This window comes from Chlamydiales bacterium (assembly GCA_031292375.1).
Taxonomy (GTDB): domain Bacteria; phylum Chlamydiota; class Chlamydiia; order Chlamydiales; family VFKH01; genus JARLHF01.
The window spans coordinates 1-11,959 of record JARLHF010000011.1; the positions used below are offsets into that span (position 1 = coordinate 1).

The 11,959-nt window shown below is 38.0% G+C and carries 13 protein-coding genes; 1 reads left to right on the plus strand and 12 read right to left on the minus strand.

The window, feature by feature from the left end; all coding sequences use genetic code 11:
• On the plus strand, positions 1–346 hold a 346-nt coding region (locus P4L16_02085), incomplete at its 5' end, for a hypothetical protein (protein ID MDR3623910.1).
• A gap of 139 nt (positions 347–485) precedes the next feature.
• Here the strand turns inward: P4L16_02085 and P4L16_02090 are convergent.
• The 12 genes from P4L16_02090 to P4L16_02145 all read right to left on the minus strand — a co-directional run bounded on the left by P4L16_02090 (position 486) and on the right by P4L16_02145 (position 11,925).
• Complete coding sequence (locus tag P4L16_02090) at positions 486–1,673, minus strand: glycine C-acetyltransferase (GenBank protein ID MDR3623911.1); 1,188 nt, start codon at positions 1,671–1,673, stop codon at positions 486–488.
• Positions 1,670–3,196: a hypothetical protein gene (locus P4L16_02095; protein ID MDR3623912.1), complete on the minus strand. Its 1,527-nt coding sequence runs from the start codon at positions 3,194–3,196 to the stop codon at positions 1,670–1,672. Before P4L16_02095 ends, P4L16_02090 begins: the two co-directional genes overlap by 4 nt.
• A complete protein-coding gene (locus tag P4L16_02100; protein MDR3623913.1) occupies positions 3,180–3,884 on the minus strand; it encodes an ABC transporter ATP-binding protein in 705 nt (234 codons plus the stop codon). The genes P4L16_02095 and P4L16_02100 overlap by 17 nt, the downstream gene beginning before the upstream one ends.
• 9 nt (positions 3,885–3,893) lie before the next feature.
• Positions 3,894–6,017 (minus strand): FtsX-like permease family protein, encoded by a 2,124-nt coding sequence (locus P4L16_02105; protein MDR3623914.1) that lies wholly within the window; start codon positions 6,015–6,017, stop codon positions 3,894–3,896.
• 381 nt (positions 6,018–6,398) lie between these two features.
• Positions 6,399–6,554, minus strand: coding sequence for a 50S ribosomal protein L33 (gene rpmG, locus P4L16_02110; protein MDR3623915.1), 156 nt, complete (start codon positions 6,552–6,554; stop codon positions 6,399–6,401).
• Positions 6,555–6,647: 93 nt separating this feature from the next.
• Positions 6,648–7,607, minus strand: a complete 960-nt coding sequence (locus tag P4L16_02115) for a hypothetical protein (GenBank protein MDR3623916.1) — start codon at positions 7,605–7,607, stop codon at positions 6,648–6,650.
• 73 nt (positions 7,608–7,680) lie between these two features.
• Complete coding sequence (locus tag P4L16_02120) at positions 7,681–9,090, minus strand: MFS transporter (GenBank protein MDR3623917.1); 1,410 nt, start codon at positions 9,088–9,090, stop codon at positions 7,681–7,683.
• Positions 9,091–9,102: 12 nt separating this feature from the next.
• Positions 9,103–9,957 (minus strand): bifunctional methionine sulfoxide reductase B/A protein, encoded by an 855-nt coding sequence (locus P4L16_02125; GenBank protein MDR3623918.1) that lies wholly within the window; start codon positions 9,955–9,957, stop codon positions 9,103–9,105.
• 4 nt (positions 9,958–9,961) lie between these two features.
• Positions 9,962–10,576, minus strand: coding sequence for an NAD(P)H:quinone oxidoreductase (wrbA, locus tag P4L16_02130; GenBank protein MDR3623919.1), 615 nt, complete (start codon positions 10,574–10,576; stop codon positions 9,962–9,964).
• 76 nt (positions 10,577–10,652) lie between these two features.
• Positions 10,653–11,261 carry an NAD(P)H-dependent oxidoreductase gene (locus tag P4L16_02135; protein MDR3623920.1) on the minus strand — a complete coding sequence of 203 codons (609 nt, stop codon included), beginning with the start codon at positions 11,259–11,261 and terminating at the stop codon, positions 10,653–10,655.
• Between the two features lie 16 nt (positions 11,262–11,277).
• The gene (locus P4L16_02140) at positions 11,278–11,628 is read right to left on the minus strand and encodes a 4a-hydroxytetrahydrobiopterin dehydratase (protein MDR3623921.1); all 351 of its coding nucleotides are present in this window, start codon (positions 11,626–11,628) and stop codon (positions 11,278–11,280) included.
• A 114-nt stretch (positions 11,629–11,742) separates the two neighbouring features.
• Positions 11,743–11,925, minus strand: coding sequence for a hypothetical protein (locus P4L16_02145; protein ID MDR3623922.1), 183 nt, complete (start codon positions 11,923–11,925; stop codon positions 11,743–11,745).
• Positions 11,926–11,959: the final 34 nt, after the last annotated feature.

The window sequence follows — 11,959 nt, forward strand, 5'->3', positions numbered from 1 at the left end:
TTATCCTATCGCGACTCGATCACGCATACGCTGGAAGGAGGAAGACTTATTTAATGATTTGCAATGCAGAGGATTTGCAATTCGGCATGACTTTAATCGAGCACCCGTTGCACAATCTGTGAGGATATATCTCATTCTTATAGCCTATGCAATTTGTTCAATTTTAACTCATTCGACATTTGGCTGTAAGATTTTGGCCAAAGGATACACTATTTCATTTGTGATGAAGCAGATGATTTTAGATCTTATCTACTTGTCCAACACTACCTTGTTTGAAGGGAAAGATCCGATTCAGTTACGTTTTGGTAAAGACCCTCCCCAAAATAATGTTTGCATTAATTTATAGTCCATTTTTTTCTCAAAAAACCTTCCATACAACCACCTTTCGTAAAAATTCACCCCGAATGAATAGGCAGGACAGCAGTAATAGCTTATTTTTTCATCACAATAATTGTTACCATTTTTCCGATGTACGAAGCTCAGGATTAAATTACGTTGAGCTCTTTTCCAACGAGTTTAAATGCGTGAATTGCAGCATCTAGATGCTCTTTGTTGTGAGCTGCAGACATTTGCGTGCGAATGCGAGCTTTATTCATCGGAACTACGGGATAAAAGAAGCCAATGACGTAGATTCCATGGTCGAGCATGCGACTTGCAAACTTTTGTGCTAGGGCTGCATCGCCAAGCATAACAGGAATGATGGGGTGCTCTCCTGGAACTAAGTTAAAGCCAAGCGCGCTCATCTCTCTTCTAAAATAGTGGCTGTTTTCATGTAGTTTCTTTTGCAGGCTGTGATCGTGCTCAAGAAGGTCTAGTACCTTTAAGCTTGCAGCTGCTATACTCGGGCAAAGAGTATTAGAAAATAAATAGGGGCGTGATTTTTGTCTTAAATAGGCAATAGCTTCTTTTTTTCCAGATATATAACCACCAGATGCGCCCCCAAGCGCCTTTCCAAGTGTTCCTGTGATAAAATCGACTCTTCCAAGCACGTTGCAATGTTCTATTGTGCCTCTTCCATTTTCTCCCATGAAGCCAACAGCATGACAATCATCTACCATAACAAGTGCATTATATTTGTCTGCAAGGTCACAGACAGCTTTTAGGTTGGCAATAATCCCATCCATGGAAAAGACGCCATCTGTCGCTATAAGACGAAACCTTGCATTTTGAGTCTCTTTAAGCTGCTTTTCAAGATCTTCCATATCGTTGTTAGCATATCTTAAGCGCTTGGCTTTACAGAGACGAATGCCATCGATAATGCTTGCATGGTTTAGGCTATCACTAATGATCGCATCTTCTTCTCCTAGAAAAGGCTCAAAAAGGCCCCCATTGGCATCAAAGCAAGAAGAGTATAGGATTGTGTCTTCTGTGTGTAGAAATTGAGATAATCTCTTTTCCAATTCTGTATGTACATTTTGAGTTCCACAGATAAAACGTACAGATGCAAGTCCAAAACCATACTTGGAATAGCTTTCTTTTGCAGCTTGAATTACTTCAGAGTTACTTCCTAGGCCTAAATAATTATTTGCACAAAAGTTTAATACCTGTTTGCCGCTGTTTAGAGAGATGGAAGCACTTTGAGGAGAAGTGATGATCCTTTCTTGTTTGTAGAGACCATTATTTTTAAGAGTTTCTAGTTCTTTTTCAAGGTGTGTATAAAATGCGTGATTCATGAGTTCTCCTTTGATATAAGGCGCATGGCTGTTGTAATAAAACGATCGAAGCGACCCTTTGTTATAGCGCGCTTTTTTACAAGTAGCGCGGGGGCAAAGAGAACACTTTGTAGATAATTAAGATTTTCTTTTGTTTTTGGAAGTAAGTCTAAATAGAGAAGAGCATTTGCACCTCCTGCTCTGTCAATGCCATCTTTGCAACTGATATTACAAGAGGCAATTGCAAGAGAATTAAGGTAGCATTTTTCGAGTTCTAGATAAAAAAGCTCTATAAAATCTAGCCTTTCATTGCGCTTAAGAAGTGCTTTATCAGCAAAAAAAGTTGTGTGGACATAATCGATATGAGAAAGAAAGAATTTATCAGACGTTAGTTCTTCTGGTAGGTCACCAAAGTAAAACCCTCCATCTGTAGATTTAGTTTGATTTAATAGCTCTGTTTTAAAGAGCTGTGCATTATCAATATCTGTAAATTGCTCTTCTTGGTGGTAAAAGGCTGTATTTTTAGCAAGGGTGAGCACAATAATTGTGCCTGGATATTGCACAGAAAGAGCTTCGATAGCCTTGCACCTTGGAGCTTCGTTCCTGCCAAAATGAGCTTCATTTCTATTTTGGAGGTTTATGTAAAGGTGGCACTTATTCATAGCTTTATAGGCATCTAGAAAGGCTAAAAATTCATTTGTAATAGCGGCAGATTTTGTGAAAGGAGCAAAAATAGTTTCAATAGTAGGTGTTCCCATACGTATTATGGGTATCTTGTTTGAGGTTTCAAAAAGCTTATAGGGTGTATTTTCTTGTGTATAAGGATCGTAGTGAAGATTTAGCTGACCTTGCATAAATTGCCAGAGCATAGCAAAAAACGGAATCCTCAATGCATGAGGGGCATGTTCAATACTTGCTCTTGCACTGAGCAAGTCATTATAAAAGTGTTTGGTGTCCTCAGAAATATGTTGAAAGCCTTCAGAGTTTTTTGAAGGGCTACGAAGAAACCAATCCCACTGCAAAAATCTGGCATCTTGGTCATATTCTGATTTATTTAGAAGTTTTAGCTGGAAAGAGCCTGCTCTTTTCATAATCTCTGTAAGTTTATTACAAAATAGGTGATGGTCTACTTCTGTAAAAAATGCTTTTGCTATGTGTTGTAGCATTTTATTAGATCTAGGGGATGAATTTTGTTGATATTCAGAGCCTTTGAGCAAGCATCTGTATGCTTTGATGAATGTGAGATATACCTTTCTATCTTCTTTTTCTTTGTAACTATTTAGGAGTTTTAAGAGAGCACTTGTTTTTTTATAGAGAGTGTTTTTTTCTTGTATAGAGAGAAATAAAAGGCTTTCTTGTTCAATGGAATGTTTGAGGTTTTTTAAGAGAAGTCTATAGCGAAGGGCTCTCCAGAGAGGCTTTTTATCCAAAAAAAGAGCTGAAAAAATAGGCTCTTTGGACTCTTCTATGAGGTGAACATTATTGACTAATTCAGAAAATTCTATGGAAGCTTGTGTAGGAAATTCATCAAAGGCTGCATGCATTGTTTGTTCCTTTAAGCTGCAGCTGTTGATTTTGAAGAACATAAGTACGATCACAAAGACCTGCAAGTTCCAGATCATGGGTAACAACAATGACTCCTTTATTATGTTTCTTTGCAAGGTTTAAGAGAAGTTCATGGATATGTTCTGAGTTAGCATGGTCCAAATTTCCAGAAGGCTCATCTGCTAAAATAAGTTCAGGGTTGTTGCAAAGCGCTCTGGCAATAGCAATACGCTGTTTTTCACCCCCAGAAAGTAGTTTGGATGAGCTATAAGCTTTGCTTGAAAGGCCAACATCTTCGAGTAAAGAAAAAGCTCTTTTATAGGTGCTAGAGCCTGCTCGTGTATCATTTTTAGCAATTTTGGCTGGCATCAAAATGTTTTCTAGCACTGTATAGTCTTCAAGAAGGTGAAAGGATTGAAAAACAAAGCCAATATGTGTATTTCTAATTTGTGGTGCATTGCGCTTAGAAACAATTTTCCCAGCAATTTTTAGAGAGCCAGACGTTGCGTATTCAAGTGTTCCTAAAATATGTAGCAAAGTGCTTTTTCCCTCACCAGAGGCGCCCATAATGGCAATTGTATCGCATTCCTTAACTTCTAGAGAAACATGTGAGAAAAGGCGCTGTTCCTTCGGCTCAAAAAAGCTTTTGGATATTGTTGTTGCATGAAGAAGTGTCTTTCTTTCCATATTGTTTTTCTATTCCGATCTTAAAACAAGTGTTGGTTTGAGAAGACTTGCTTTAATAGCAGGAATCAGGCCTGCAAGCAAGGAAATGATGCTTGTTGCAATCCAGACCATAGTAAGTGCATTAGAGCTCATTTGATTAGGAAGAGCATCTCCATAGAAAGCTGCGTTGAAGGCATCAAAGCCTTGTAATGAGCTTAAAAGATTTACTAGAGTGTCAATGTGATGTAAGGTAATGTAGGCTGCAAACGTTCCTATAAGGCTGCTAACAAGTCCTAAAATCATACCACAAGTGCCAAAGATGAGAGCAATATTCCAAGGAGATGCTCCCATGGATTGTAATATGCCAATTTCCTTTTTCTTATCGTTGACAAGTAGGATTAACATAGAAATGATATTGGAGCAAGCAACAACGATAATAATGATAGCAAGTAGTGAAAAAAGGTTTTTATCACTTTTAAGTTGTTGAACTAGGTCTTTTGAAAATTCATATTCTTGATAAGTTTCTATTTTCCAGTAGGGAGTAAGTCCTTTTTCTGCAAGCTTCCTCTCAAGATTTGCTTTAATTAGCGAAGCCTTATCTAAATTGTCAAACCACACTTGAATGCCATTTCCAAAGGTATTGCTTTGAGTGCTTGCAGCAGAACGGATAGTTGCTGCAATTTCTGGTCTTGCTAAAATAATTTTCCCAGAAAGTGGGATGATACCAGGATCATAAAAACCTGCAACAAAGATAGGAATGCGCTGCTCTTGTATGGCACTTGCGCTTGCTGCTTGATAGGAAAGAAAGCCTTTGTCTCCAATTAAAACACCATTATCTTTAAAGCCCTTTGCAACAAGAACTCCCTCACCCATATCTGGATCTGAGGGCAGCCTAAAAAGATTTTCATTTTCTACTTTGTAGAGCCAATAAGGTTTATGTTGAGGCTCATTTTTAAAAGAGGTCTTGGGCTGAATAGCACCGAGCTCTAGTTGTGAAGAGAGATGAGTTCTTCCTCTTATTGTTTTATTTTGTAAGTCTGTGCAGATGTGAAAGTAAATATCATCAATATTTTTTGCTGTGCTAAGGGAGGCTGCATCAAGTGTCGCATTTAAAAAAATCTCTTCGTCGAGGACTATGGGAATAACCCCATTTATTTTTTTTACATGTTTTTTGTCATCGATAAAAGACCATTGGTCTACTTTAATACGCAAAGCTCCGGATACGGTTTGATATCCATGCTCTTTTAGTTTTTTTTGTAAGAAATTTTTGGATGCTTCATCTTTGGGAATAATAAAACGTACAACTTCATCGCTTTGAAGAAGAGCGATACCGCTGTAGCGTACCTTGGTAGGAAGTAGTTCTTGAGGAAGAAGAAAACCGCCTTTGGCTGTTTTTAAAGAAGAAACGCGAACATTTTCAAAGAAAGTTAAGAAACGCTCACGTCTTTTTTCGTCATTTTCATAAGACTCAATTCCAGGTATGTCTTCTTGTATCGAGAAGTTAGTACGAGGAAGCTCGGCTAAAACATTTTGAAGATCAGAGCCGCTTGGCTCAATACAAGTGGAATTAAAACATTTACTTGTTTCTGGAATGGATGCAATGTAAGCTGTGTCTGTAATGAATGCATCGTTGCTTGTTAGTTCTTGTTTTTGCCTAAGGAGTTGTAGTTTATATTGTCCAAGTCCAACTTCATAGTCATGAGCTACAAGATTGGAAGAATCTTTCATCGAGTGGATAGCTTCAAAAGTTTCTTTGACAATATCTTTTAAGGTGCCATCAGAGTTATAATCAGCAAGACCAAAGCTTTCGGGAATTTCAGGATCAAAATCTTCATCGTAGGGGTTAGTTATTTTTGAAGAGAGTTTTTCCTGGATAGATTTAGTGCGGTAGGAAGAGTTTTCGCTTAAAGAATCAATTTGATAGTAAAAAGATTGATAATAAGCCTCTGTTGGGTTTAGGCGCATGGGCGCATTTAAGGAAACGAGCTTATCTATCCAACTTTTTTCAAGACCATCTGTAACTGAAAGAAAGACTAGAATCAACCAAACAACGAGGGAAATAACAAGAATAGAGAGTAGCGAAATAATAGATACAGAGAGCTGTTTTATTCGGGGAACTAGATACTTTGCTGCAATTGCAAATTCAAATCGCATAAGACTGAGTTTTTCCTAAAAATTAATCTCACACATTCTAATTGAATGCCACACAAAATGCAAAACTTAATTTTTGCAGCACTTGTCTTTTGATAACCAAAATTTTAGGTTAGTGTTGCTGTCAATAAATTTGTTTAAAAAATGTTATATCTAGATGGTATCAGAATGCTATATTGCAGGCCTTCAGCCTGCAAATAATGCTTTGGGCACACCTAGGGCGATGCGCCCTAGGCTTTTATAATCCAGGCTTTCAGCCTGAATATTTTACAGAGGCGATTGAAAATTTATCCAGAATCTTCTCTAATTGCGTTAATGTGAGGCTTTCAGCCTGCAAATAATGCTCTGGGAACACCTAGGGCGAGCACCACCCTAGGTAATGTTTTATTTAGCTTCTTTGAAAAGAACGTGTTTTCTTACGTTATTATCGTATTTTTTGAGTTCGAGTCTGCCCGTTGTATTCTTTGGATTTTTTGTCGTAGAATAGATTTGTGAGCTTTCAGAACTTTTTAATTTAATGATTTCTCTTTTTTTAGCCATAGCATGCCTCGTAAAAATGTATAGAAAATGACAAAGAAGCTACAGCATAGCTTCTTTGCATATTAAACTCCAGTAGGAATTTCTAATTATGTGCTAGTGAGTACTAGTTCCTGTTAAAAAACCAAGTTTGTCTCTTTGTGCCTCATATTCAGCCTCATGATGATCCTGTTGCACAGAATCTGGAGCAGTTGCGTCAAAATCCTCTTCATCTTCAGAGCCTGCTTCATAACCATTTTCTTCAGAAATACATCTGCTTCTTTGGTGAGGAGAAGATTTTTTTATATTTAAAGAAGGCGCTGGCGATGGCTTTTCAAAAACCTTATGAGCTGGTATACTGGTGTCTGTTGTGCTAGAACCTTTAGATTCTATTGTAGGAATGGATATTGCATCGCCTTTTTTTACTGTTCCATCGAGATTAAAAAATGTACTCCAATTATCAAAGATATACTGGGCATTCCACTCGGAATGGTAATCTGCATCGAAAAAATGAAGGTGATTATATCGGCTAGCCATAAGCTCTTTTTGTTCTTGAGTAAGAATAATATGATTTGCATATCTGGGTGAGCTTGAAGAAATAGTTTTAAACTCTTCTTCATCCTCTTCGGAACGAGGTGAATGAGGTGGAGAAGCCTCTGGATGAGGAGGTGGAGTTTTAAGCTCTTCTTCATCCTTTTCAGAATGAGGAGGAGGTGGTGGAGGCGGTGCCATTAAGTTGGATCGGAATGCATCGCGCATAGCTTTAAAATGAATGGAGCTGTTTGAAGGGAATTGCTTTAAACTTATAAAGTGGTTATCAGACAGTGTAGAAAGCGTTTTAGAAGGCTCTCCCCAGCAAACAGAAGATGCTAACTTTAAAAAAACAGCTACTGCAAGATCGTAAATTGCAAGCGCAGGTGCAAGTATGCATGCTGATATTAAGTGCGCTGGAAGGACGATAAACTCTCTGGTTCTAGAAGATAAAAAGCCTTGTTCTTGATTAATCGTCCAATCATTTATCGCAGAATAAATATTGCTAGACAGTTTACTGCCACAAGAGGTTTGTGAACACAGCATAATAAAGCTCCTTGTTAAAAAATAATATTCTTGGAGTGGAGTATATAGAAATATTAAGAATAAATCAAGAAAGTTATGAAAGAATTGTGCCCTTTGTTTCAATTTGGAAAATAAGAGTCACAAACATACCAATCATGCTTACAAAGGCAAGTGCTATTAGAGAATAGGGAAGCCCCCAATGTTCTGTTAAGATGGGCAGAAAAAATATGCCTATAAAAGCACCAATTTTTGCACACCCGGCTGCAAATCCGTGTCCTGATGCGCGTATTTTAGTTGGAAAGACCTCTGCTGGTATTGTAAAGGTCGTTGCATTGGGCCCCATATTCATGAGTAGATTAAAAATAATAAAACCAGAAAAAACAAGAATAACGTGATTTTGAGCAGATTCCATGCCAAGAGTTGCAAGGACAAGGATCATAAGGCCTGCTGCCATGCCGCTAAATCCAAGAATCTGCAAGTTAATGCGTCCCCATTTTTCAATGAGCAATATGTTTAAGAGAAATCCTATAATTAAAAATAGATCAATAAATGCAGCACCTGTAACGGAAGAGAAAATAGATGTAATCGTGACATTACCTGTAGATCCTTTTGTAATGAGCATTGCAGACAAAATGATGGGCGTAAAGACTCCAACAGCGTAAGTTGCAATGTCCATAAGAAGCCAAGGTATCGATGAAAGAATAGTTTGTCTAATATGGGCTTTAGTAAATAGATGGTAAAAAGGGATCCCTTTTTGTCCTGAGATGTGAGAGCTTTTTACGCTTTGTTGTATTGCTTGTAATTCTGCAGGGGATTTTTGTGTGAGCTGGCTGATGATTTTAATGGCTTTTTCATTTTTTCCATGTGCAAGTAGCCAAAAAGGACTCTCAAACACTTGTGTTCTTAAAATAAGTACAATAAGAGCGGGCAGTGCGCCTGAGGCTAAAATCCAGCGCCATGCACCTGCAGAAGGATTAAGAGTTAAGATAAACAGACCAGTAACGGCTGCTGCTATAATGCCAATGGCCTGAAAGCTAAAAGCGCCAATCATCATTTTGCCTCTAATATTTTTTGGCATAAGCTCAGACACATAAGATGCGCAGATAGGATAGTCGGCTCCAATACCTACTCCTAATAAGAAGCGAAAGAGAATAAGAGAGATACTATCCCATGAAAAGGCGGTAAGTATTGTAAAAACAATGAAAAGCATGAGGTCGATAAGATAGATGGCCCGTCTTCCATACCGGTCTGTTAGATAGCCGCCAATGGATGCCCCAAAAACCATGCCAAGAACTGCAGAAGAGCCAATAAGTCCTTGAAGAACCGAAGAGGGGGCAAAATCTAGGATAATAAGGGGCATTGCAATACTAATTACAAAGAGATCATATCCATCTAAAAAAATTCCCATCGCAGATAAGAGCCAAACTTTCCAGTGGATTGGTTTAAGTGAAGTTTCGCTTAATGATAACTTCATTTGCTCGTAAAAAGAAGCATTTTTTGTCATAGTTCTACCTTTTTAGAAACGCTTGATGCGAGTATGGCAATAGGGGGATTTTTTTGTCTTTGTGTAGTAGTGTTGATGGTATTCTTCTGCAGGGTAAAAAACAGTTGCAGGTAATATTTTTGTTGCTATGTTTAAGCCTTTTCTTTCAAGTTCTTCGATACAGGCTTCAGCGCACGCTTTTTGTTCTTCTGTAAGGTAAAAAATTACGGATTGATATTGCGTACCAATATCTGGTCCTTGTCCATTTTTTTGTGTTGGATCATGAATTTCTAGAAAAAGTTTTGTAAGTATTTCGAAAGATGTTTTGTAAGCATCAAATGTTAATTCAATAACTTCAAAATGCCCTGTAAGGCCTGTACATACTTCTTCATAGCTTGGATCTGTTATATGCCCTCCTGTATATCCTACAATAGCTTGAATGATACCAGGCTCTTTTTCGAAAAGCTTTTCTACACCCCAAAAACAGCCCCCAGCAAAAATAGCTCTGCTATAGCCTTCTTTAGTAAGAGCTGGAATAAAGTTTAAAGATATAGAATTGACACAGTGTCGTGTGTTTTTTGGAGTAAGTTGTTCTCCAAAAAAAACATGTCCAAGGTGGGCATCGCAACGTATACAAAGAATTTCTATGCGCTCTTCATCGGCATCAGGAATTCTTTTTACAGCACCTGCAATTTCTTCATCAAAACTTGGCCAGCCACAGCTAGAAGAAAATTTGTCTTTAGACATATAAAGAGGGGCATCACATCTTCTACATGTATAAATACCAGGCTCCCTATGAGAAGTATAAGGCCCACTGCCCGGATATTCCGTTCCCTTTTCAACAATAATATGAGCTTCTTTCTGAGTTAGCCTGTGAAAGCGATTCATAACTTTATGCAAACAACTTTTTAGTAATGGTTGCTACATGTTTTCCTTGAAATTTTGCTCCTGCAAGTTCATTTGCAGATGGAAGGCGCTCACCAGTGTTTCCGCTGATTGTAGTTGCACCGTAAGGACTTCCTCCAGTTATCTCACTAAGAATAGTTTGTCCTGCAAAGCTGTAGGGTAAACCTACAATGATCATGCCTTGATGTAAAAGGGGGATATGCATGCTAAGAAGGGTTGTCTCTTGCCCACCATGTTGAGATCCTGTGCTAGTAAAGCAACTTGCCACTTTTCCAACAAGAGATCCCTTGACCCAGTGTTTTCCTGTTGCGTCTAAAAATTGTTTAAGTTGTCCACACATATTTCCAAAGCGTGTAGGGGAGCCAAAAATGATTGCATCATAATTGGAAAGCTCTTCTACCGTACAAACAGGAACATTTAAAAAAGATTTTTGCGTGTCAAGTGCTCCTTGCTTGGCAAGAATTTCCTCTGAAAGGGTTTCTGGAACGCGCTTTACAGTAACATCGACGCCAGACACCTCTTTTACCCCTTCAGCGATAGCAAGAGCTAGCTTGTGCACATGTCCATAAGAAGAATAAAAAAGCACAAGAACTTTAGTCATAACAACACCTTTGGTAATCTTAAAATTTTAGCTTATTTGCATGTCTGTTTTTTTGCAAGCTTAGAAAGAAGTGACTTTAGTTCATTCCACAGTACACAAGCCTGTGTAAGTCGACACATAAGCGCTGATCGATTAGTTTGCTCTCATTGTTAAAGGCTTGATGGGCCCTTGGAACAACTACTTGTTTTGCAATCACCGTTCCACCGATGGTTTCAATGATAGTTTTTAAGTGAATAAGGCCTTTAGCTCCTCCGCTTGCAGAAGGAGATGCACTCATAAGTGCGAATTTTTTCCCTTTAAATGCATCTCTTGATGCACCACCTTTTTCACCTCGAGATGCCCAGTCAAGTACATTTTTAAGAAGAGCAGAAACAGATCCATTATAGTCAGGAGATGCAATCATGATTAACTGGCTATTGGCCATAAGTCCTCGAATGTATTTAGCATTTTCAGGCATTCCATTTGTAGCTTCAAGATCAGCATCATACAGAGGAATCGGGTATTCCTTAAGATCAATGTAGGTAACGCTTGCACCCATTGACTTTGCAATATTTGCAGCTTCTAATACGAGTTTTTTATTAACAGATTCGCAACGAGAGCTTCCTGCAAAGGCAAGCGCTCTTACTTCCGCATTTAAGTTGATTGAAAATACAAAACATAAAAGAAAGATAAGAAGTGTTTTCACGGGGATCTCTTAATTTTTAATCAGTTGAGGCTAATAATTCATCGCATTTAGCGGCAAGGATAAAGTCACTTTCAGATAAACCATCGATTTTATGTGTCCAGAGGGTGATTTTTACTTTTCCATAAGAAAGATAGATATCTGGATGATGATGTTCTTGTTCAGCTAAAGCTCCTACTTTAACAGTAAAAGAGAGTGCTGTTTTAAAATCGGAAAAACTATATTTTTTTTCTAAATGGTGCTCACTGACTATTTGCCAGCCTTTTTTTAATTGAGCATAAAGAGATAATAAGTGTTCTCCTTTTAGGGGAGGCACACCTCCTTTACAAGGAACACAGTTCTTTTTTATTAATTCACAAGCTGGATTCATGGCAAGACTCTTTAATTTATACACATCACTAAACTACACAAATAAGTTTAAAAATCCATTCTTGAACTTGTTTGTGTGTATAATAGATATGTATAGGTGGTAGTCTATTTTTGTCTACTTAGTTTTAGAAAAAGTGTTGGCTACCAGCTTTAAAGAAAAAGGCATGGTGATAGCTGCAATTAAGCAAAACCCTAAAGTAAGTAAAAAACAGCCTGGAGCGGAAGCTAGCACTCCAAGAATAATTGTTGTAATAGCGCCTACTATAGGAAGGCCGATAAGTATAGAAAGTGTAAACATCTCTACTTCTCCTTAAGTTAACGCATTTATTATA

What these genes read in the sequence shown, in the direction of transcription:
- P4L16_02100 (MDR3623913.1), bottom strand. Translation starts at nt 3,884, where the DNA reads ATGGAAAGAAAGACACTTCTTCATGCAACAACAATATCCAAAAGCTTT.
- P4L16_02090 (MDR3623911.1), bottom strand. Translation starts at nt 1,673, where the DNA reads ATGAATCACGCATTTTATACACACCTTGAAAAAGAACTAGAAACTCTT.
- P4L16_02125 (MDR3623918.1), bottom strand. Translation starts at nt 9,957, where the DNA reads ATGAATCGCTTTCACAGGCTAACTCAGAAAGAAGCTCATATTATTGTT.
- P4L16_02145 (MDR3623922.1), bottom strand. Translation starts at nt 11,925, where the DNA reads ATGTTTACACTTTCTATACTTATCGGCCTTCCTATAGTAGGCGCTATT.
- P4L16_02095 (MDR3623912.1), bottom strand. Translation starts at nt 3,196, where the DNA reads ATGCATGCAGCCTTTGATGAATTTCCTACACAAGCTTCCATAGAATTT.
- rpmG (MDR3623915.1), bottom strand. Translation starts at nt 6,554, where the DNA reads ATGGCTAAAAAAAGAGAAATCATTAAATTAAAAAGTTCTGAAAGCTCA.
- P4L16_02120 (MDR3623917.1), bottom strand. Translation starts at nt 9,090, where the DNA reads ATGACAAAAAATGCTTCTTTTTACGAGCAAATGAAGTTATCATTAAGC.
- wrbA (MDR3623919.1), bottom strand. Translation starts at nt 10,576, where the DNA reads ATGACTAAAGTTCTTGTGCTTTTTTATTCTTCTTATGGACATGTGCAC.
- P4L16_02115 (MDR3623916.1), bottom strand. Translation starts at nt 7,607, where the DNA reads ATGCTGTGTTCACAAACCTCTTGTGGCAGTAAACTGTCTAGCAATATT.
- P4L16_02140 (MDR3623921.1), bottom strand. Translation starts at nt 11,628, where the DNA reads ATGAATCCAGCTTGTGAATTAATAAAAAAGAACTGTGTTCCTTGTAAA.
- P4L16_02105 (MDR3623914.1), bottom strand. Translation starts at nt 6,017, where the DNA reads ATGCGATTTGAATTTGCAATTGCAGCAAAGTATCTAGTTCCCCGAATA.